Origin of the sequence: Aquidulcibacter paucihalophilus (assembly GCA_030285985.1) — a bacterium.
Taxonomy (GTDB): domain Bacteria; phylum Pseudomonadota; class Alphaproteobacteria; order Caulobacterales; family Caulobacteraceae; genus Brevundimonas.
In genome coordinates this window covers 679,053-700,781 of record CP127384.1, presented here as the reverse complement: position 1 = coordinate 700,781, position 21,729 = coordinate 679,053, and the positions used below count along the sequence as shown (strand labels likewise).

Genomic DNA, 21,729 nt, shown 5'->3' with positions numbered 1-21,729 from the left:
TAAGTCCAATTCCTGTCACTGATCCGGGACTAAAGTTCGCGTCTCAGCCCGCGCATATAGGCTGATGTGCACAGATACAAAAACCAGTGCACGGGGCGCAGTAGGACGAAGCTTCCTGCTTTCCCTCGCCTCGCATAGTCTTCGCCGATAACCTTAAGTGCTTTTCCGACCATCATAGTCTTGCGCGCCGAAATCGAGGTCCGCACCTTTCGGTAGTGAACCACCGGCGCTCCGACGCGAAGTATGCGCCCTCCCGCCGCGGTAATGCGCAGCCACATGTCGAAGTCTTCCACCGCAATGTGTGATCGCGCTGGATTGAACGGGCCGACAGCAACCAGAATAGAACGGCGTGCTAGGACGCTCGAAAGGGAGACCCAGTTTTTCAAGAGAAGCTGGCCGTGGGAGATCACTTGCAAAGGCACAGGCCCTGTCGGCCGTTCGAAAGGCTCAGGCGCTTCCCCGTCGATGAAATCACGCGCGCCCCCCGAAACGACGTCGGCTCCGGTATCCATCATCACGCCCAACTGCACTTCCAGCTTGTGCGGAGTCCAAAGGTCATCGGCATCGCAGAAAGCGATATAGTCGGCGCTTGAGAGGGCAATACCGAGGTTGCGGGGCCCCGCCGGACCGCCAAAATTGCTCTCGGACCGATGATATTGAAAACGCTGGTCGCGCGCGCAAAAGCGCTGAATGATCTCCGCAGAGCCGTCCGTGGAACAATCATCCACGACATGCACGTCGAAGTCGCCGACCGTCTGCGCGGCGATCGACGCCAATGTCTCAGAAACGTATTTTTCGGCATTGTAGACCGGTACGATGACGGAAACCTGCGGCATGGATTTATCCGTTAGAGACTGACGAACTGGGTTTGGCTGAGTCCACCCATCGGGGTTCACGAGATATGAGGCTCGATGGAAAATCATGGTGGCGGGAACCACTAGCTCCAAGCCTGACGACACTCGCGGCCAGCGGACGGGCGCGGCCGCAATCCCAGAAACGGCGATCGGACCTGGCGTCTGTATCTCGTCGCGCTCGGCCTTGGTTCAAGTCAGCCGGGGTGGTTCTGGCGACACCCGTCATAGGTCCCTCGATAGTCGATCACATCAATCCCCAGAGACCCGGGCAGGCTCGTCTAAACTTGGGCTTTTGGGCGAGGCAAGCCGTCTGACAGACTCGGAAAGACTTGGCAAATAGATACAACATTCAGCCGGTAAGCAGCATCCGCCCGGCCAGCGGAGGGTGATCGACGATCGATGAGGCCGCATGGGCCGAAGCCGCAGTCTGGTCAAAAAGAGTCAGGCTCCTTAGCTTTCTGATATGTGAATTGCGTGAAGGTCTGGAGAGACGAACAATACCAAGACCATTACCCAAGAGATTTGGGCGGGCCAGTTCCCGCAGCCTCTCCGATTGGGCACCGGGAAACAGATCGCGGCCGACGTCTTGTCATTCAGCTCTTCTGATCCGATGAAACGCACAACCTAGGTTGACCGCTCGCTTCCTGTGCTCGACAAGGCTTTCCGAAGCCTTGGGGCGGCACGGTTCGGGCCGTCTGTCCAGTCGTGTCGGACCAAGTGATTTGTCGAAATTTCGAGGTATTTTCACCCGTGACGCGCGCCCTTTTACTACTCTCGGCCCTTGCGGCACTTCTGACCTCCGGTTGCGGAGGCTCGCGCATGAACATCGACAATATGACGGCGGCGCGGCCGGTCGATCTCCAGGCTGTCGAGAACGTCATCTCCCCTTCGACCGAGTATCGCATCGGCGTGGGTGACAAGCTCGACGTCCGGGTGTTCCAGGTCGCTGACTTGTCCTTTGCGGAGCTGGTTGTCGATACGTCGGGCAACATCAACCTGCCGCTGATCGGCGCTGTCCGCGGCGCGGGCCGCACCGTTGGCGAAATGGCGACCGACATTGCCGGGCGGCTGGCGGCGCAGTATCTGCGCGATCCCCAAGTGACGGTCACCGTTAAGGAGGCCGCCAGTCAGAAGATCACGGTTGATGGAGCTGTTACCAAGCCGGGCGTGTATGAGATGCGTGGCTCGACGTCCCTCCTTCAGGCCGTGGCGATGGCGGAAGGCCCCACCCGCGTCGCCGACCTGACCAAGGTGGCTGTATTCAGGAGCATCGACGGAAGGCGCTCCGTAGCCCTGTTCGACCTGAGCGCCATTCGCCAGGGAAGGGCGTCTGATCCACAGGTTCTCGGCGACGACGTGATCGTGGTGGATACCTCTCGGCTCAGTTCCGCCCTGCGGGAGGTCGTCGGGGCCCTTCCGGCGCTCTCAGCTTTCGCGTACTTCTGACGCCTGACACTGACTCGTCGCATGCACTGGACGCCTCTTCATCGGGATCGCTTCGGGCTTGGTCGAGTGGGCCCGCTCCCGGCGAATTTGTGTGCGCAATCACAGGCTATGCGATATCAGCCCGATGGAATTCATGCGGTCGTAGCCGCAACACTGTGACGGACTTAAAGAATGCTGGGCGACAATCAATTCGCTGACACACGCGGTCGGCGTTCTCAAAGCCGGGCAGGCGACCCCCACGATCCGTTCGTCGGCGAGGAGCAGGGCTGGGCGGAGCAAGGCGACGACCGCCGGGAGGTCGACCTGGCCTCCTACTGGCGGCTCGCGCTCAAATACCGCTTGATGATCATTGGCTGCTTCCTTGGCGCGCTCGTTGTCGGTGCCACGATTACGCTCCTGATGACCCCGATCTACACCGGCGAGGCGACCCTGCAGATCGACCGTGAAGCCGCACGCGTCATCGACTCCGAGGATGTCACCCCGAGCGAAAACATGATGCAGGGCGAGGAGTTCTTCCAGACCCAGTATGGCCTGCTTCGCAGTCGTTCTCTGGCCGAGCGCGTCATCGAAAGCCTGGGTCTGGCGAGTTCCAACCAAGCCCTTGAAGCGATCGGCGTCGAGGCCCCCGAGGCCGGCGGAACCGCCGCCGCACAGGCCGCGCGGCGGCGAGCGGCGGCGCTCAAGGCTATCCAGGACAACCTCAGCGTATCGCCCGTCCGCGGCTCGCGCCTGGTCTCCGTCGGCTACGACAATCCGAACCCCGTCGTGGCGGCCCGCATAGCCAACGGGTTTGCCGAGAATTTCATCCAGTCCAACCTCGATCGAAAGTTCGAAAGTTCGGCCTACGCCCGCCAGTTTCTCGAGGAGCGGCTCGCACAAACCAAGGAGCGTCTGGAATCTGCCGAACGCCAACTGGTGGCCTATGCTGCTAACCAGCAGATCATCAACGTCGGTGAGCCCAGCGAAGGCTCCTCTTCAGGTAGCGCAACCGAATCCCTGACGTCCAACAACCTGGTCGCCCTCAACAGTGCCCTCGCCCGTACCCGGGCCGAACGTGTGGCCGCCGAGGAACGCTGGCGGTCGGCCAGCACGTCTGAGCTTATGACGCTGCCGGAAGTGCTCCAAAATCTAACTATCCAGCGGCTGACAGAACAGCGGGCGCTACTTGACGCAGAATATGAGCAGAAGCTCAGCATCTACCAGCCGGACTATCCGGAAATGGTGCAGCTCAAGGCCCGGATCGACGAAGCCGATGGGCAGATCCGCACCATCGCCGGCAACATCCGCAGTTCCATCCGCAGCCAGTATGAGATCGCAGCCAACCAGGAGCGGTCGCTTCAGGCCCAGGTGACTGGCCTTACAGGTGATGTGCTCGACCTGCGGGATCGGTCTATTCAGTACAACATTCTGCAGCGCGAGTTAGACACCACCCGCACGCTCTATGAGGGCCTGCTTCAGCGCTACAAGGAGGTTGGCGTCACCGGTAGCGTGACCACGAACAACATTTCGATTGTCGACGTCGCTACCCCGCCACTTAAACCATCCAAGCCGAACATGTTGCTGAACATGGCGCTTGCAGCCATCTTGGGTCTGGGCTTTGGCGTCTTGGCGGCCTTCGTCCTCGAAGCCCTTGACGAGACCCTGGCGACACCGGACGACGTCGAAAGGAAACTGGGCGTCCCGGTCTTGGGAGTTATCCCCCTCCTCGACAAGGGAGGGAGCCCCGCCGATGCGCTCGGCGATATACGATCCGGGTTCTCAGAGGCCTACTATTCTCTCCGAACGGCGCTGCAGTTCTCGACTCCGGACGGCGCTCCCAGCAGTCTCGTTGTATCCAGCGCCCGGCCGGCCGAAGGCAAGTCGACGACCGCATATGCCGTGGCTGTCAATCTGGCACGCGTCGGCAAGCGTGTCCTTCTGGTCGACGGCGATCTGCGCAACCCTTCGATGCACCGTGTGATCGGCGTTGAGAACGAGCGCGGCATGAGCAATATTCTCTCCGGTTCGGCGGATCTTACATCGGCGGTCCAGCCAACAAAGCATGAGAATTTGTTCTTCATCCCCTGTGGCCCTCTGCCGCCCAACCCGGCGGAGCTCTGGGGCGGAGAACGTCTGCGCCAGTTCCTCATCGAAACCCGCAACAACTTCGACCACGTTGTCATCGATGGCCCGCCGGTACTCGGGTTCGCGGATGCGCCGATGTTGGCCGCCGCTGTCAACGGCGTCCTGTTCGTTCTGGAATCCCGTGGCACACGTCGGGGTCAAGCGCGGGGCGCTCTCCGGCGCCTCCAGGTGGGCCGCGCGCACCTGCTCGGTGCAGTGCTGACAAAATTCAGCGCCAAGGCGACGTCTTACGGCGGTTATGACTACGCCTACGACTATCATTATGGGAGCGAACCTGGCGAGAAGGCTGGCAAAAAGGGCAAGCGCACTTGAGCAAGGGGGCGGAAAACCCGGGCACCTCGCGTCGGCGGGTCAGCGTCAGGGATATCGCCTCCTATGGTTTGATCGCCGGCGCGGTTTTGCTGGGCTGGCAGATGGCCCTCCAACCTCTGACGCAGCGGGCACCAGTCGAGACTGCGATCCGCCTCGCTCCAAGTTCACCTCTAGTTTTGCGCAGGGCTGCCGAGTCTGAACTGGCCGCCGGGCGCATCGACAACGCCGCCGCGCTCGGTCGGGACGCCCTGAGCCGCTCGCCATTCGACGTTCGGGCACTTCGGGTCATCGGTCTGACGGAGGCCCGGGCTGGCCGTGCCGGTCCGGCTGATGAGCTGCTGACATTGGCTGGAAACTGGAGTCTGCGCGACGACCCCGCTCACGCATGGTTGGTGGAGCACAGATTGCGGCGCGGCGACTACGCCTCCGCCTTCGCACATGCTGACACCCTTGTAAGACGGCGAGAGGATATTCGCCCCCAAGTCTTCGAACTGTTTACCGTCGCGGGAACGGAAGACCCCCAGCGAGCCCTTCCGGTGATCGCAAACCTGCTGGTGGCTCGACCGCCTTGGCGTGCGGCCTATCTGAACAGCCTCAATCGGACTCCACAGGATCTTCAGCTTGCTGCAAATCTCGCGATTCTGCTGGAAACGGGCCGCTCCCCGGTTTCCAACGAGGAACTCAGCCAGATTTATCGGAATCTGGCCGCCGGGAACCAATTTCCCGCACTCGGCGCGATCCGGGGACGGATAGGACGCCCGCCTGCCTCGGCGTCGGTAACCAATGGCGGGTTCGATGATTCCGAGGCGCCGGAGCCATTCCAATGGCGGGTGTTCCCGAAGGCTGGCATTGTCGCGGAGATCGTCGCCGACGATCTTCGTCCGTCCAACCCCGCGTTGCGGGTTGAGTATGACGGCTACGCTACCGGAACGATTGCGGAGCAACTGACCTCGCTACCGCCGGGTTTATATCGATTTGCCGCCGAGGTCAGAAGCGAGACCGGCAACCCGACTGCCCGGATGGCCTGGACGCTTTCGTGCGCCTCCGGCGGGGTGGTGCTGGCCGATGTGCCAGCCGGACATTCCCGTGCGACAGCGAACGCCTGGGCGACCTTGTCGGGACGATTTGAAATCCCGGACACCTGTTCCGCGCAATGGCTGCGACTGGAAACCCGCGCCGACGATCGTCGCTCTCCGACCGTTGTCTGGTTTGACCGGATAACTATTTCCCCCGTGGGCTGATGGTCAGAACGTGGTTGCCCACAGACCTTGATCCCAACCCGGAACGCGTATTGCTTTTAAAACCTCCACCCCCTATAATTGTCCTCGATAACTCGCGGGCCAGCCCGCCGCACAGAACTGATCTAGGAGACCAAAGCATGCGTAAGACAATTGCTGCCGTAACTGCGGGCATGCTGCTCGTCGCTGGACAGGCTGCCGCCGCCAACAACTCCGCCGGGATCCGCGTTGGTGACCGTGTGGGTGCCAGCTCCGAGGCAAGCTCCGAGTTCGCTGGTGTGCCGGTCTTCGTTCTCCTGATCGGTGCCGCCGTGCTGGTCACGACCATCGTAGTGGCGACCGACGACGCCTCGGAAAGCGACTAAGACTGGTTGCGGTCACGCCTAACTTCGTCAAACAACTGACATAGCGCGTGCCTAAGAATATTTGGAAAGGCCAGTGGGACATCGTCGCGGTAGCTGCGATGGTCTTGCTGGCCTTTTCTTTTGCCTTCGGCGGTGCCAGCCAAGGCCATGCCCTCCGACTGGCGCTTGTTGAGCTGGCGTCATTGCCGCTTCTGGTGCTCGCGACAGCACGAGTAATCGACACCGGCCTTTGGCGTGAGCATCGCTTCGTGCTCGGCTTGTTGGCGGTGGTCGTAGCCATCCCATTGATACAGGCGATTCCGCTCCCTCCGGCGGTATGGGCCGGCCTGCCCGGTCGGGACCAGATGGTCCTCGCCTTGGAACTCACCGGGACACAACCAGGCTGGGTACCGCTGAGTATCGCTCCCGATCGGACATGGGGGTCAGCCTTGGCCCTTGCACCGCCGGCAGCAGCCCTCCTCGCCGTGTTGACCATGTCGCCGATTCAGAGAGAGCGGGTGGTCCAGTTCTGCATCGCTGCAACAATAGCCGGCATTTTGCTCGGTGCCGCCCAACTGGCCAGTGGCGGAGAACGTTTCTACCTTTGGGACTGGACTGAGGCGGGCCGGGTCAGGGGCTTTTTCGCCAATCGCAATCACTTGGCGTCCTTCCTTCTGGTCGCCCTGCCCTTCGCGCTGATTTCCGCCGCGGCGACACTCAGGCGGCGGGATCGACGGACCGCCACCCTTTGGTTCGGGGCTCTGTTTGCAGGGCTGGTTGTCGTTGCCCTGGCCGCGATCCGGTCGCGGGCGGGAATCACCATGTTCGCGCCCGTCTTGTTGATCAGCCTGCTGGCGGCCTGGATTGCCGCGGGACGCGGTCGGCCGGGTCCGGGGCTCCTGGTGCTGGTCGGTTCGATCGGTGCGGCGTTGACGGTCGTCGCAGTTCTAGCGCTCCCGCCCATCCTGGCGCGATTTGACACCGAAGGGGCACCTGAGGTTCGCTTCGAACGTTGGCCCCTCATCGCGGAGACGGCTCAGACCTACCTTCCGCTCGGATCCGGTGTGGGAAGTTTCGACGCCGTCTATCGCTCGGTTGAGCCGTTGGAGGAACTCGACAGCACCTTCTTCAACCAGGCCCACAATGACTACCTCGAAACTTGGCTGGAAGCCGGTTGGCTCGGGATCGGCCTGATCCTGGCATTCCTGATCTGGTACGCTCGACGATGCTGGACTGCGTGGAAAGCGCCGCCTTCTGGAGACTGGGATCTGCAGCGCGCCGCCAGCATCGGTATCGGCGTCTTGCTACTGCATTCAATCGTGGACTACCCGCTTCGGACGGCCACGCTGGCTGTCGTCTTCGCCCTGTGCTGCGCCCTGCTGGAGGGCGCGGGGCGACCGGAGCCAAAACCGGAGTGACCTGGGCCTAACGGTCGCTTGGGGTTCAATGCCGTCACCGCATGGCGGGATGGCGCGACGAGGCGGCGGCGGTCTACCCAGCCCTCTAAGCCCAAGGGGAGAACGTCACCCGAAAGGGTCTAGTGCGCCGCCGCCGGCCGTAAGACGCGACCTTCGGATCACGACGGCGTCCGCTTCGAGGTCTTCTCCCGCCAACGACGCCCCGACACGGCGTCCGGCGGTGCCGATCGCCTGAATGATGGATCTTTCCGGGCCTTCCAGGCGCAGAGCCGTCAACAGGCCCGACTCATAGGCCTTGGTGTCGATCCCGATGCGGCGGTGATCGGCGTGAACCGTCGCCGTCGGCGTATGGCCGTGCACGATCACCCGCTCGAACTCCACCGCACTGTCCAGAAAGGAGCGGCGGATCCAGAGCAGGTCTTCCCAGGACTGCCGATCGAGCGCCACGCCCGGGCGGGCGCCAGCGTGGGTGAAGAAATAGTCCCCCACAGTCACACTCAGCTCCAGTGTCTCGAGAAAGGTCTGTTCGCACGTCGTCAGCTTGTGTCGCAAGTCCGCGGATACCCGGGCCCAAGCCTCCGTGCGATGGGCGAGTTCCGGCGGCCGGAGCCCATAAGAGCGCAATGCGCTGTCGCCACCATACTCGCACCACTTCGCGCCCGCCGATGGGTCGTTGAGAAATCCCAGCATCGCTTGCTCGTGGTTGCCCTTGAGAAACCGCCACTCCACGCCCTTGGTGCCGGATAGGCTGGCGAGCAGCCGGAGCACACCCCGGGAGTCCTGACCCCGGTCAATATAATCGCCCAGAAAAACGACCATCTTTCGATCCGCCGCGCTGGCGTCGAGGTCTAAAGCAATCGCTTCCACCATGGGTCGAAGCAGGTCGATGCGGCCATGAATGTCGCCCACGGCCCAGACCACGGTTCCCTTCGGAACAGTGGGCACCAACGGCGCGATCGCCTTCGAGCGAGTTCGGAAAAGCATTGAGAGCATTACTCTCTGTACAACAAACGGAGCGCTTATCCCTAGGTGTCCCTTGGGCGGGGAAACGGGGCGGCACCCTATAGAAGCCCGGCGGTGTCTCAAAAAGGGCCGTTGAGGTTGCCCAACCCGGACTTGTGCCGGGACACTCACCTGCGGGGCCGAAAGAACCCGGCGCGGATCCAAACGCCCCCGCTGTCGCACAGTGGTGCCAAGCTCAATGCGTTCCAGGTTGCGTAAACATTACCAGAATGTAAGAAAATGTCGCCGCTGGGAGGAGCGTCACGGATGATTGACCGCAGTGATTCAGCCATCGGCGCCGACCGGACTCCCGGCCGACCGCGATCTGCCGGCCTCTACGGGGAACTCCCGCCAATGCCGTCGCACCTTCCAGTCGAGAGCCCGGCGGCCGGCGCGCCTCGCAAACCACGCCGCAGATCCCGTCAGGCTGACTGACCGCGTCAGGCCGCCGGCTGCGCGGGCGTGCCGATCATCGCCGCCGGCAGAACGGCGGCGGTCTCCCGAAGCTGCCGATAGGCCGCAACGATGTGGTAAAGTGAGCTCGCTGGCGCGGGTTCGGCGGCGAAATGGCCGCCGACACCCAGTTTGTCGTGCCACAGGCCCTGTGGCTTGAGATACAGGGTCAGAGCACGCAGCGCGGCGACGGCGCTTTCGATCAGCCGGTTTTGCTCGTCGCCCTTCGCTTCCTCCGCGAGGATTAGCGCGGCTTTCAACCACTCGGTCTGCGGCCACAGCCGGGCGCGCAACGATGCCGGCCGGAGGTGATCGCCGAGTTCGTCGACCGCCACTCCACGCGCCGGATCGAGGCCGCGCTCGCCCGAGGCGAACAGTCGCTTCGCCGTCTCCACCGCCCATCGATCCTCACGCAGCCGGCCCCATCGGCTCAGCAACCAAGCCCATTCGAACTGATGCCCCGGTTCGACCAGCCGTCCGGCCTCGCCCCCGTCGGGCCGCCAATCGGGCCCGAAGAACTCTCGGAGGAACCCAGCCTCATCAATGAAAAACGCCCTCGCCAGACCCACGGCTGTATCGGCGATCACTGTCCAGGCCCCGTCAGGCTCGAGCGCTTCCCATGCCAGCGCGGCCTCAAGCAGATGCATGTGCGCATTGGCTTGGAACGGGGGCCCGGCCAGTTCGCGCCAGCCGCCCTGGGGCAGGGCGAGGGCGTCAAGCGACGCCCGGACCCGCGCGGCCGTTCGTCGGCATCCATCGGGATCGATCCCGGCGGCGGTGGCCGTCGCGGTCGCCAGCAGGACGAAAGCCTGATCGTAGAGTGACGGAGTTTCGTCGAGGGCCGCGCCGGAGCCACTCACCCGTGTTCGGTAAAGCCCGTCCGGCCTGAGGTTGGTCGCCTCGAAGCGCGCCAGTCCGCGCTGGACGATCGATGCATAACCATCGCCCCAGCCCCATTCGGACGCAAGGCTGAAGACATAGGCTTGGCGAGCCTGAACGCGGGCGCGTCGGAAATCGCCGACGGGGGCCCCTTCATCATCCAGCGCCTCAAAGAATCCGCCGTCGGCGCTGACGCCAAGCGTTGCCCAAAGCGGCAAGGCGCCGAGCTTCAGCCAACGGGTGAACTGATGCGACAGCCGGTTCAGCGTGACCGCCTCCACATCGACCCGGCCCACTCCGCCAAGCTTGCGCCAACCCAGCTCCTCGACCAGCGCCTTCACGTCCTGCGCCCTGCTCAGGTCGCACACCAGAACCGCATCCGGCTCGGCGATGATTGCAAGGTTCGACACCCCGGCCGTAGCAACCACCATTCCCGGCGCGGCGCGGACGAGGCAGCCGTCACTTGCATGGCCGACCCATTCGCCCCGCGCCCCGAGCCCGGTTGCGGCCACGGCGTCCCAAGCGCCAAGATCGGACCATTCGAATGCGGCGGGCAGGACCCAGACCCTGTCGCTCTTCTCCATGACCGCATAGTCGATGGAAATCTTCGGCGACGAGGCGAAGGCTGGGCCGAGCACCTGCGTGCCTGACCCACCCTCCGGCAGAGCGGCGCGGACGGCGGCGATCACATCCGGAGCGAAGGTCTCCAGGTCGGCCAGAAGAATCCGCACCGGTACGACGAAATTTCCGCTGTTCCAGAGGTAGCCTTCCGCGAGATAGCGCTGAGCGTCGACCCGATCCGGCTTTTCGACAAAGCGCCGGACCCGGGACAGTCCGGCGTTCTCCGGCAGGATATAGCCATAGGCCGAAGACGGCGTCGTCGGGACCAGGCCCAAGGTCACGATTCGCCCGCGCTCCGCAGAGACCACCGCCTCGATTGCCGCTTTCCTGAAAGCGGAGGGATTCGGAATGTAATGGTCCGAGGCCACGAACACCGCCGTCCCTTCCGGGTCGACCTGCTCGATCCAAAGCGCCGCCGCCGCCATGGCAGGTGCCGAGTCGCGACCCAGAGGCTCCAGGATCAGATCGCATTCGACGCCCAGCGCCGAAAGCTGGGTCTCGAGGAATCTGCGATGATCACGACCCGCGACGACGACGATCCGGCCGCCCTCCGCCAGCGGCGCGACCCGCCGAACAGTCTCCTGAAACAGGGACAGGTCGGAAACCAGGTCGATAAACTGCTTGGGCCGCGCAGGACGTGACGCAGGCCAGAGCCGGGTTCCCGCGCCGCCGCAGAGGATTACGGGAAAGATAGCCATATGTCGGGTCCCCTCACGAGATCTATCCGGCCCGCCTTCAGAGGGCAACCGGGGGGCGCTGATTCCGCTTGGGAGGCGCGGGGCGGCTCGGACAGGATGGTCCGAACCGCCCCTGAAATCGTGGCGGCTCCCTTAGCCCCAGACGTCGCTTCTGGTTGGGGAGGCAATGCCGGACCAGTCTTCGAACACGGTGAGGCCGTCGGCGGAGATGTAAGGGTTCTGCAAGTTCTGATCCCCCAGCGCATGCAGCAGACCTTGGGCGAACTCGATGTCCTTGACGAAGCCGGTCCCGTCGAAATCAACCTCAACAGGCGGCAGGACGGGCGGGCCCTCGAACTTGTCTGTCAGGACGAAGTCGTCGTCCGTGGCCGGCAGGACCTCGGGGGAATCCGGATCCCTCCCGGCGGCGAACAGATAGTCGTCCTCGGCGGCCAGCTCGCCAAACATGGAGAGGGTCGCCGCGATGTTGCCGTCTCGCGGAGCGAAGTCGGTCGCGAAAAACCGATCCCGCACGAGTGTCGGGAAGACGTCGGTTTCACCCGGCAGCGTTTCGGGTCTGGCGTCCTTGGCGAAGTCGTTGGGAGCGAAGGGAAGAACCTCCGGTCCAGAGTCCTTGCCCTCGTCAACCGAGGCGAACGGCAAGACCTGAGGTCCGTCGTCCTTGGCCATTTCGCCAGCCGGCGCGACAGGCAGGACCTCAGGCCCGTCGCCGGCCTTCTCGCCGTTCATCGCGGGCAAGACCTGCGCATCAGCCCGCGCGAGCGGCGGCATGGCGGAGGGCGCGCCGGCGGCGTCAGTGACCATGTCGGCGAACTGCAGCCGTTCCACGTTGGTCAAGCTATCGGTTCCTTCCGGTCCGGAAACTGTGGTCACGCCGCCTGACACTGTGATGGTGTAGGCCGAGCGGTTGCCCGAATAGACGGCCGTGTCCGTCCCGTCGCCGCCGTCCAGCGTGTCGTTGCCGGCCCCGCCGATCAGAGTGTCGTTGCCGATGCCTCCGCGCAGCCAATCGTCGCCCTCATTGCCGGCCAGCCCGTCATTGCCGGCGCCGCCATCAAGCACGTCGTTCCCTCGGAGCCCGAACAGGGACTCATTGCCGGCACCACCGTAGATCCAGTTCGACAGGTCATTGCCCATCCCGACGTATGTGCCCCCTCCAAGCAGATACACGGCCTCCACATTGGAGCCGAGCTGCCAGGATCCTGTCGAATAGACAATATCGAGCCCCTCGTTCTCATACTCCACGACGGTGTCGCCGGCGGTGACATGGTAGACATCGTCGCCCGCCCCGCCTTCCAACCGGTCGGAACCATCGCCCCCGTTCAGCGTGTCGCTTCCGGCACCGCCGTATATGACATCATCACCCCCAAGCCCGTTGATTACGTCATTGCCTCCAAGGCCGTCGATGACATCAGCGCCCACGGTGCCGTTCAGCGTGTCGGCCCCGGCGGTGCCGGTGGTGACCAGGACGCCGGCGATGTTGTACAGGCCGTCTGCGAATTGAAGTAGTTCCACAGTCGTGAGCGTGTCGGCGCCCTCGGGGCCCGAGATCGTCGTCACGCCGCCCGAAACCGAGATAGTGTAGGCGGAGCGGTTACCCGAATAGACGGCCGTATCCGTACCGTCGCCGCCGGCCAGTGTGTCGTTGCCGGCCCCGCCGATCAGAGTGTCGTTGCCGACGCCTCCGCGCAGCCAGTCGGCGCCCTCATTGCCGGCCAGCCCGTCGTTGCCGGCGCCGCCGTCGAGGACATCGTTTCCGCCCAGGCCGAACAGCGACTCGCTACCAGCACCGCCATAGATCCAGTTTGAAAGGTCGTTCCCCGTCCCGACGAAGTTGCCTGTCCCAACCAGATAGACGGCCTCCAGGTTCGAGCCGAGCTGGTAGGATCCCGTCGAATAGACAATATCGAGTCCTTCGTTCTCAGCTTCCACGACGGTGTCGCCGGCGGTGACATTGTAGACATCGTCGCCCGCGCCACCGTTTAGCGTGTCGGAACCGTCTCCTCCCGTCAGCGTGTCGTTCCCTGCGCCGCCGTTAAGGACGTCATCGCCCCCTAGGCCGTTGAGGACATCGTTGCCATCGAGACCATTGATGATGTCCGCGTTCGCAGTGCCATTCAGCGTTTCGCCGCTGGCAGTGCCGTTAATGATCAGACTGCCGGCGATGTTGTACAGGCCGTCTGCGAATTGAAGTAGTTCCACAGTCGTGAGCGTGTCGGTGCCCTCGGGGCCCGAGATCGTCGTCACGCCGCCCGAAACCGAGATAGTGTAGGCGGAGCGGTTACCCGAATAGACGGCCGTATCCGTACCGTCGCCGCCGGCCAGTGTGTCGTTGCCGGCCCCGCCGATCAGAGTGTCGTTGCCGACGCCTCCGCGCAGCCAGTCGGCGCCCTCATTGCCGGCCAGCTCGTCATTGCCGGCACCGCCGTCGAGGACATCGTTTCCGCCCAGGCCGAACAGCGACTCGCTACCGGCGCCGCCATAGATCCAGTTTGAAAGGTCGTTCCCCGTCCCGACGAAGTTGCCTGTCCCAACCAGATAGACGGCCTCCAGGTTCGAGCCGAGCTGGTAGGATCCTGTCGAATAGACAATATCGAGTCCTTCGTTCTCAGCTTCCACGATGGTGTCGCCGGCGGTGACATTGTAGACATCGTCGCCCGCGCCACCGTTTAGCGTGTCGGAACCGTCTCCTCCCGTCAGCGTGTCGTTCCCCGCGCCGCCGTTAAGGACGTCATCACCTGCAAGTCCGTTGATGACATCGTTGCCGTCAAGACCATTGATGACGTCCGCGCCCGCAGTGCCATTCAAGGTGTCAGCCCCGGACGTCCCGTTGATCGGCCCTCCCGTCGTGATCGGCGCCCCGGCCGCATCATACAGCCCGTCCGCAAACTGCAGCCGCTCGACGTTGGACACCGTATCGGTTCCGTCCGGGCCGACCACCGTGCTCACGCCACCCGACACCGTGATCGTGTAGGCCGAGCGGTTGCCCGTAAAGACGGCCGTGTCCGACCCATCCCCGCCGTTGATTGTGTCATTACCACCGGCACCGTTCAGGGTGTCGTCGTCCGCACCGCCGTTCAGCGTATCCGCACCGGTACCGCCCGTCAGGAGGTCCGCTCCGGCATCGCCGTTCAGGGTCGAACCGAGCAGGACGATCGGGGTGACCGGCTGGCTCGGGCTCGACACATGCAGGGTGTAGGTCTGGTTGGCCGGGGGCGGGCCCGAGACGAAGGGGGCACTGCCGCTCACCCAACGCCCGACCTGGATGTAATAGGTGCCGGCGGTCGCGAAGGTGTGGCTCAGGGCAGAGTCCGTGCTCTCGCCGCCATCCGACGCACTGTCGTCATTGCTGGCCAGCTCGACGCCGGCACCATCGAACAAGCGCAGCGTGCTGTCGAAGGTGGCGTTGTCGATGTCGAAATTCACCGTCTCGCCCGCCGTCACGGTCACGCGATAGTATTCGACATTGCCGTGGGTCGTGGCCACGACCGTCGCGTGCGGAATGGTCGTGGAGTCGGCAATCGCCGCGTTCTCGGCGAGGTCGAAGGATCCGGTCAGGGAGACGGCCGTGCCGATGCTGCCGTTGGTCGTGTCGCTGCCCTTGATGATGTCGGGCGCACCGCCGGCCAGGCCAGGCACGCCGGCGTAGAGTTCATCCGCCCCGCCGCCGCCGGTGAGGGTGTCCACGCCGCCGCCGCCGCGCAGGATGTTGGCGGCTCCGTCGCCCGTCAGGGTGTCGGCGAAGGTCGTGCCGGTCACGTTCTCGACCTGGCTCAGGGTGTCGGCCCCCGCGCCGCCACTGGCGGTGCCGGCGGTCAGATTGACCGTTACCGCGGCACCCGCGCCGGAATAGTCGGCGGTGTCGATACCGGCGCCGCCGTTGAGCGCATCATTGCCCAGGGCACCGATCAGCATATCGTTGTCGTCGCCGCCATTCAGCGTGTCATTGCCCGAGCCGCCATTCAGCGTATCGCTGCCCGCCAGGCCGTTGATGACGTCGTTCCCGCCGAGCCCGCCGATGACGTCCGCCAGGGCGGTGCCGTTGATGGTCTCACTGGTGATGTCACCACCGACCACGATGCCGCCCGTCGGCGCCGCCGCGATGGTCTGGTCGGTGAACTGCAGGAATTCGACATTGGTGACGGTCACGTTCTGGCCGTTGCCGGTGATCGTACCGGTCTGACCGCTCCAGGTGACAGTGTAGGCGCTGCGCGCGCCGGAGAAGACGACCGTATCCGTGCCCAGCCCGCCGTCGACGACGTCCGTGCCGGTGTTCGGGGTGAAACGGTTGTTGGCCGAGTTGCCGCGGAAGGTGTCCGAACCGCTGCCGCCGATGGCGTTCTCGATCACCGCGCCCAGGGCGATGGAGACGTTGCCGACCAGGCCGCCGACGCTCGAGAAGCAGCCCTGGCGCAGGTCGATGATCTGGCCGTTGTTCAGATAGCCCGAGAAATCAAACGTGTCGGTCCCGCCGGCATCCCAGGCGCAGAAGACCAGCGCGCTGAGCTCATTGTTGGCGGTGTACCAGATCTGGCCAGAATTGGAGTTGAAGCCATAGACGGTATCGCCCGTGCGGGTCGTCATATTGGCGCCGTACAGGCGCTGGGCGGCCGAAATATCATCGAGCAGCGGCGCGGCCGAATAGCGCCGCACCCCGGCACCGTCTGTGCGGAAGTCAGCGCCGGTTTCCCGCTCGCTGAAATAGCTCATCACAGAATACTGGAGGGAGTCCTCGTAGTAGATGGCGCTGCCCGAATAGGTGATCACGCCCCCGGAGCTGGCGTTGTAGGCCGCGGGGTGGCTCAGGCCGATGGCGTGGCCGAGCTCATGCAGCAGGGTCAGCTGACCATAACCTTGCTGGACAGGCAGGGCGTTGTAGGACAGCGAACTGTTGATCCAGACGTCGCCCTGGACTTGGCTGAAGCCGGTCCCGCCCGGCGTGCCGCCCGGCAGATAGGCGAAGGCCGCCGCGCCGTCCTGACCGCTGGCATAGTTGCCCAGCAGGATCGTGGCGTTGTTCGAAAATTCGATGCCGGCGTCCTGGACGCGCTGGAAGGTGATGTTGGCGACATCCGACCAGGCGGAGAGCGCCAGGACCGTCGCCGCGATCTGGGTGGCGTTGAACTGCGAGAACCCGGCCGTATCGGTCGGCATGGTCGTGACCGAATCGCGGAAGGCATAGGTCACCACCGCAGCCGTCCCCAAGGCCGACGACCAGCTCTGGTTCGTACGGGTGATCTGCGCGCCGGCGTCCGTTGAGCTCAGCGAAGGCTTGCCATTGGGGCCGAACACGCCCCGGTCATCGGCGTTCAGGCCGAAGGTCGGGCCGCCGCCGCCGTCGATGCCGGACGTGGGACCATGGAAGCGGGCGCAGCAGGCGCAGACCTGGTAGCTGGCGATAGCCCCGAACGAGCCATTATCGACCGGCTCTGCCGGCTCTACGGCCTCGCCGACGCCGATGAACCGCTGGGTCTCGCCGGTAAACCCTTCAAACGCATCAAGAAGGCTGATCGAGGTTCCGCTGGAGCGGGTGCTGTTCATACCGAAAAACATGGGGCCACCGTCGTGGAGAGGATATTTGATGCCAACACCCTAGCGCGGCAGGCCGAAACGACAAGCGCAACGCAATCATGATGTAATGAATTCCCGGGGATACCTCTCAGGGTTGTCAGCCGATTCACGCTGTCTTCTCCTGGCTGTCGGGCCACCTCGCCCTGCGCTCCACTGTGATACGTGACGGGGCAGCCGGGGGACGCAGGTTGCGCCCTTCAAGGCTTGGCACGCCCCGGACCCCGACGCATGGTGTCGGGATGTTGAACCGCCGCTCCCCCGCCTCCCTTGCGGCCCTTCTCGCCCTCGCCGCGACCACCCTGTCCGGTTGCGGGTCGAGCCCGTCCGTCCCGGAGGACGGCCTGGCGATCGCGGCTCCGGCGGAGCAGCGTCTGATCGCCCTGACGGACCTGGACCAGCGGGTCGCGACGGTTGGCCATCGCCTCTCGACGGCCAATGCCGAGCTCTGCCCGGCGGTGCGCAACTCGGCCGGATGGCTGGTCCATGCGGCGAGCCAGTACAGTTCGGAACTCCGCCCCCTGGCTGAAGCCCGGTTCGGACTGGACGGCGACCTGCCGGGCCTCCTGGCCGTGCCGGAAGGATCGGCCGCGGACCTCGCCGGGCTGCGGCGCGACGACCTTCTTCTCAGCGTCAACGGCGAGGCCATGGCCAGAGGGGTTGACCGGCGCGCGGCCGCCTTCGAAGGCGTCGAGGCTAATATCCGCAAACTCGACCTCGCCCTGGCCCGCGGCCCGGTCGAGGTCGTTTTCCGCCGCGGCGGCACAGACCGGACCGCGACGATCACGCCGCAACGGGCCTGCGGCTATGACATCCAGCTCGATCCGTCGGACGAGCTCAACGCCCGGGCGGACGGCAAACGCCTGTTTATCACCACAGCCATGGCGGGTTTCACCGCGACCGATGACGAGCTTGCCGTCGTGCTCGGCCACGAACTCGCCCACCACGTCCTCGGACACCGGGACTGGCACGAGGCCGAGACGCGGGGCCGTGAGACCCAGACCGTGCCGGCCCTCTCCGCGACGGCCGGCGGGGCGGAGCGGCAGGCCGACCGCGTCGGCCTCTTCCTCGCCGCCCGTGCGGGCTTCGACAGCGCCATCGCCCCCGCCTTCTGGCGCCGGTTCGGGGCGTACAACTGGCGCGTCCGCTATCCCCAGTGGAACCACCCCTCCGCCGAGGCGCGCGCCCGCGCCCTCGAGGACGTGCAGGCGGAAATCAGCGCCCGCCGGGCGTCGGGCCAGCCTCTGGTTCCGTAATCGCCGCCGCCGGATTGAGCGCCGCTGTCGCCTCGAGGAACGTCCCCGGCTTCATCGACGGCTCGGCGGCCGTCTGCAGTCCGGCCACGCGGGCCAGATCGGCGATGAAGGTGATGCAGTTGCGCCGCTGGAGGTCATAGACCCAGCCCTCCGGCGTATTCCACCAGTCCGCGCGCGCCCGCACAGCGCGATAGGCGGCGTCGCTCACCGTCAGCCTCAGATAGGGTTTGCCCTCGCCGACATAGCGGGGGTTGGGCAGCTCAACCACGCCGTCGCCGCGCGCGAACAGCAGATGCGGCCCCGGATTACGGGCGGTGAACCCGGCCGCCCAGTCCACGGTGTCGCCCGTATCCTCCAGCGTGCCCGAGGCCTGCACGAAGGCGTGGGGGAACAGAAGATTGCCGTCCCGCACCCGCGCGCCGGGATGGGCATAGAAGGTCAGGGTCACCTCGGCCCAGGCCGACCCCGCGACCAGCGCCAGCAGCAGGCCCAGCAGTCCGGCTCGCCTCATCGTTCCGATCATCCTTCGGGCTCCGTCTTCCGCCTACCCTATCGCCCGGTGGCCGGGCGTTGCAAAGTCACGACGCATCGCCCGACGTCGTATCGAATCAGAAGGCCGCGCGTGACCGACAAGGTTCCAGACCCTTTGAGCGTTTCCTCCACCGACTGGTGGCGCGGCGCCGTCATCTATCAGGTCTATCCGCGCAGTTTCGCCGATGCCAACGGCGACGGCATCGGCGACCTCGCGGGGATCACCGACCACCTCGACCACATCGCCGCGCTCGGCGTCGACGCCGTCTGGCTCAGCCCCTTCTTCACCTCGCCGATGAAGGATTTCGGCTATGACGTCGCCGATTATTGCGACGTCGATCCGGTGTTCGGAGACCTGGCCGATTTCGACCGCCTGATCGCCCGCGCCCACGCCCTCGGCCTGAAGATCATCACCGACCTGGTCCTCGCCCACACGTCGGACCAGCACGTCTGGTTCACGGAGAGCCGCCAGTCGCGCACAGCCGACAGGGCCGACTGGTATGTCTGGGCAGAAGCCGGGCCTGACGGCGCGCCGCCGAACAACTGGCAGTCCGTCTTCGCCGGCCCCGCCTGGACCTGGGACGCGCGGCGCGGCCAGTACTACATGCACAATTTCCTGCCGGAACAGCCGCAGCTGAACCTGCACAACGGACAGGTCCAGGACGCCCTGCTGGACGTCGCCCGCTTCTGGCTCGACCGCGGCGTCGATGGATTCCGCTTCGACGCGATCAATTTCGCCATGCATGACCCGCAGCTGACCGACAATCCGCCCGCGCCCCCGGGCAGACGCACCCGGCCGTTCGACTACCAGGCCCACGTCCACAACCAGTCGCAGCCGCAGATCCCCGCCTTCCTCGCCCGGGTCCGCGGGCTGATGGACCTCTATCCCGGCCGCTTCAGCGTCGCCGAGGTCGTCGGCGAGGCCGCCGAGCCCGAAATGCAGGCCTTCACCGCCGACGATCGCCATCTCAACAGCGCCTATGGCTTCGCCTACCTCTATGCGGACGCCCTGACCCCGGACCTCGTGCGCAGAGCCAACGCCGCCTGGGACGGAGCCCACGGCCAGGGCTGGCCGTCCTGGGCCTTCTCCAACCACGACGCCCCGCGCGCCGTCTCGCGCTGGAGCGAGGGCCGCGACCCGGACCGCTTCGCCCGCATGGCCATGCTTCTGCTCATGGCCCTGCGCGGCAATGTCTTCGTCTATCAGGGCGAGGAGCTGGGCCTGCCGCAGGCGAACGTGCCCTTCGACCGACTGGTCGATCCCGAGGCCATCGCCAACTGGCCCAGGACCCTCGGCCGTGACGGTGCCCGCACACCCATGCCCTGGCGCGCCGAAGCGGCACACGCCGGCTTCTCGACCATCGAGCCCTGGCTGCCGGTCGATCCGCGCCACCCGCCCCTGGCCGTCGACCTTCAGGACGCGGACCCGGCCTCCATGCTCAACCTGACCCGCCGGCTGATCGCCCTGCGCAAGCGCGAGCCCGCCCTCCGGCTCGGGTCCCTGCGCTTCCTCGACGCCCCCGCCGCGGTTCTCGCCTTTGAGCGCACCCGTGGCGAAGACACCCTGACCTGCGTCTTCAACCTCGGCCATGAAGCCGTGGCCTGGGGCTCGCCGGGCACAGCGGACGTCCTCGCCCTGATCAATTTCGACAGCGTCCCGAACGGCGAAATGCCGCCGCTTTCGGGCAGGATCAGCCGCAAGCCAGCGATATGAGGTGGCGGAGCCGCACGCGCGGCGCTATCGCAAACCCATGACCACCAAGGGCCCCGTTCTCGTCACCGGTTCAGCCGGCTTCATCGGCTTCCACACCGCACAGCGCTTGCTGGCGCGCGGCGAGACGGTGATCGGCATCGACAATCTCAACGACTATTATGACCCGGCGCTGAAACAGGCGCGCCTCGACCGCCTGCTGACTCAGCCGGGCTACATCCACCACACGCTCGACCTGGCGGATCGCGACGGCATGACCGCCCTGTTCGCGAAACACGCGCCCCGACGCATCGTCCACCTCGGAGCCCAGGCGGGCATCCGGTACAGCGTCGAAAACCCCGAGACCTATATCGACTCCAACGTCGTCGGCTTCCTGACCGTTCTGGAGGGTGCCCGCGCCGTGAAGGCCGAACATCTGGTGTTCGCCTCGACCAGTTCGGTGTTCGGCGCCAACGCCGCCCTGCCGTTCTCGGTGCAGCAGGGCGTGGCCCATCCGTTGAACGTCTATTCCGCGACCAAGCTCGCCAATGAGGCCATGGCCCACGCCTATGCCTACATCTTCGGCATTCCCTGCACCGGCCTGCGGTTCTTCACCGTCTATGGACCGTGGGGCCGGCCGGACATGGCCCTGTTCAAGTTCACACGGGCCATTCTCGAGGGGCAGCCGATCGACGTCTATGGCGCAGGAACGATGGAGCGCGACTTCACCTATGTCGACGACATCGTCGACGGCGTGGTGGCCGCGCTGGACGTCGTGCCCGGCAAGGATCCCGTGTGGAGCGCCGAAGCCCCTTCCCCGGCGACCAGCGGCGTGGCCCCCTGGCGAATCCTGAACCTCGGTGCCGGGCGGCGCGAGCCTCTGGCCCGCTACATCGAGGTGCTGGAACAGGTGCTGGGCCGCAAGGCGATCCTGAACGTCATGCCGACCCAGGACGGCGAGATGACCCGCACCGAAGCCGATGTGACCGAGACCCGCGCCGCCCTCGACTACGCCCCCTCGACGCCCATCGACGTCGGGGTGAAGCGGTTCGTCGACTGGTATCGGGATTTCTACGGCGTCTAGGGAGGTTTCCGCCTGAATTGATGCCTCCGCCGGAGCCCCTGCTCCGGCAAGCCTTGGTTCATCACAGGTCGAGCGCAGGTCACCGCAGGTCACCGCAGGTCACCGCAGGCGCGAACATCAGCGGTCAGGACGTGCCGCAACGTCAGTCTTGAGCGCCCTGCTGTGCAGCGTCACAGCAAGTTATTGCGCCGCACACGAAATGATTTGCCTG

General features: G+C 65.0%; 13 protein-coding genes. 8 read left to right on the top strand and 5 right to left on the bottom strand.

Features of this window, described 5'->3' with window-relative positions; genetic code table 11:
- Positions 1–29 precede the first annotated feature (29 nt).
- On the bottom strand, positions 30–836 hold the full coding sequence (locus KB221_03470; GenBank protein ID WIY70090.1) for a glycosyltransferase: 807 nt from the start codon (positions 834–836) through the stop codon (positions 30–32).
- 837 nt (positions 837–1,673) lie between these two features.
- On the opposite strand from KB221_03470, the gene KB221_03465 reads away from it, so the two are divergent.
- The 5 genes from KB221_03465 to KB221_03445 all read left to right on the top strand — a co-directional run bounded on the left by KB221_03465 (position 1,674) and on the right by KB221_03445 (position 7,736).
- On the top strand, positions 1,674–2,300 hold the full coding sequence (locus KB221_03465) for a polysaccharide biosynthesis/export family protein (GenBank protein WIY70089.1): 627 nt from the start codon (positions 1,674–1,676) through the stop codon (positions 2,298–2,300).
- Between the two features lie 171 nt (positions 2,301–2,471).
- Positions 2,472–4,736, top strand: a complete 2,265-nt coding sequence (locus KB221_03460; GenBank protein ID WIY70088.1) for a polysaccharide biosynthesis tyrosine autokinase — start codon at positions 2,472–2,474, stop codon at positions 4,734–4,736.
- Positions 4,733–5,977 carry a hypothetical protein gene (locus tag KB221_03455; GenBank protein ID WIY70087.1) on the top strand — a complete coding sequence of 415 codons (1,245 nt, stop codon included), beginning with the start codon at positions 4,733–4,735 and terminating at the stop codon, positions 5,975–5,977. Before KB221_03460 ends, KB221_03455 begins: the two co-directional genes overlap by 4 nt.
- A 137-nt stretch (positions 5,978–6,114) precedes the next feature.
- Positions 6,115–6,339, top strand: coding sequence for a hypothetical protein (locus KB221_03450; GenBank protein WIY70086.1), 225 nt, complete (start codon positions 6,115–6,117; stop codon positions 6,337–6,339).
- Positions 6,340–6,386: 47 nt separating this feature from the next.
- Complete coding sequence (locus tag KB221_03445; protein ID WIY70085.1) at positions 6,387–7,736, top strand: O-antigen ligase family protein; 1,350 nt, start codon at positions 6,387–6,389, stop codon at positions 7,734–7,736.
- Positions 7,737–7,841: 105 nt separating this feature from the next.
- Here KB221_03445 and KB221_03440 read toward each other — a convergent pair whose 3' ends face one another.
- The 3 genes from KB221_03440 to KB221_03430 form a co-directional block, all read right to left on the bottom strand.
- The gene (locus tag KB221_03440) at positions 7,842–8,720 is read right to left on the bottom strand and encodes a metallophosphoesterase family protein (GenBank protein ID WIY70084.1); all 879 of its coding nucleotides are present in this window, start codon (positions 8,718–8,720) and stop codon (positions 7,842–7,844) included.
- 458 nt (positions 8,721–9,178) lie between these two features.
- Positions 9,179–11,389 (bottom strand): AGE family epimerase/isomerase, encoded by a 2,211-nt coding sequence (locus KB221_03435; protein WIY70083.1) that lies wholly within the window; start codon positions 11,387–11,389, stop codon positions 9,179–9,181.
- Positions 11,390–11,521: 132 nt separating this feature from the next.
- Positions 11,522–16,942, bottom strand: a complete 5,421-nt coding sequence (locus KB221_03430) for a M10 family metallopeptidase C-terminal domain-containing protein (GenBank protein WIY70082.1) — start codon at positions 16,940–16,942, stop codon at positions 11,522–11,524.
- Between the two features lie 257 nt (positions 16,943–17,199).
- Here KB221_03430 and KB221_03425 point away from each other — a divergent pair, with 257 nt between their 5' ends.
- Complete coding sequence (locus KB221_03425) at positions 17,200–18,213, top strand: M48 family metallopeptidase (GenBank protein WIY70081.1); 1,014 nt, start codon at positions 17,200–17,202, stop codon at positions 18,211–18,213.
- Here KB221_03425 and KB221_03420 read toward each other — a convergent pair.
- Positions 18,173–18,724, bottom strand: a complete 552-nt coding sequence (locus KB221_03420) for a hypothetical protein (GenBank protein ID WIY70080.1) — start codon at positions 18,722–18,724, stop codon at positions 18,173–18,175. The genes KB221_03425 and KB221_03420 overlap by 41 nt on opposite strands.
- A 135-nt stretch (positions 18,725–18,859) precedes the next feature.
- Between KB221_03420 and KB221_03415 the strand changes: the two genes are divergently transcribed.
- Both KB221_03415 and KB221_03410 read left to right on the top strand, forming a co-directional pair.
- Positions 18,860–20,458: an alpha-amylase family glycosyl hydrolase gene (locus KB221_03415; protein ID WIY70079.1), complete on the top strand. Its 1,599-nt coding sequence runs from the start codon at positions 18,860–18,862 to the stop codon at positions 20,456–20,458.
- Positions 20,459–20,495: 37 nt separating this feature from the next.
- Positions 20,496–21,518: an NAD-dependent epimerase/dehydratase family protein gene (locus KB221_03410; GenBank protein WIY70078.1), complete on the top strand. Its 1,023-nt coding sequence runs from the start codon at positions 20,496–20,498 to the stop codon at positions 21,516–21,518.
- Positions 21,519–21,729 lie beyond the last annotated feature (211 nt).

Coding starts and splice junctions, on each gene's coding strand:
- KB221_03435 (WIY70083.1), bottom strand. CDS start 11,389: ATGGCTATCTTTCCCGTAATCCTCTGCGGCGGCGCGGGAACCCGGCTC.
- KB221_03430 (WIY70082.1), bottom strand. CDS start 16,942: ATGTTTTTCGGTATGAACAGCACCCGCTCCAGCGGAACCTCGATCAGC.
- KB221_03470 (WIY70090.1), bottom strand. CDS start 836: ATGCCGCAGGTTTCCGTCATCGTACCGGTCTACAATGCCGAAAAATAC.
- KB221_03460 (WIY70088.1), top strand. CDS start 2,472: ATGCTGGGCGACAATCAATTCGCTGACACACGCGGTCGGCGTTCTCAA.
- KB221_03420 (WIY70080.1), bottom strand. CDS start 18,724: ATGAGGCGAGCCGGACTGCTGGGCCTGCTGCTGGCGCTGGTCGCGGGG.
- KB221_03450 (WIY70086.1), top strand. CDS start 6,115: ATGCGTAAGACAATTGCTGCCGTAACTGCGGGCATGCTGCTCGTCGCT.
- KB221_03465 (WIY70089.1), top strand. CDS start 1,674: ATGAACATCGACAATATGACGGCGGCGCGGCCGGTCGATCTCCAGGCT.
- KB221_03425 (WIY70081.1), top strand. CDS start 17,200: ATGTTGAACCGCCGCTCCCCCGCCTCCCTTGCGGCCCTTCTCGCCCTC.
- KB221_03440 (WIY70084.1), bottom strand. CDS start 8,720: ATGCTTTTCCGAACTCGCTCGAAGGCGATCGCGCCGTTGGTGCCCACT.
- KB221_03410 (WIY70078.1), top strand. CDS start 20,496: ATGACCACCAAGGGCCCCGTTCTCGTCACCGGTTCAGCCGGCTTCATC.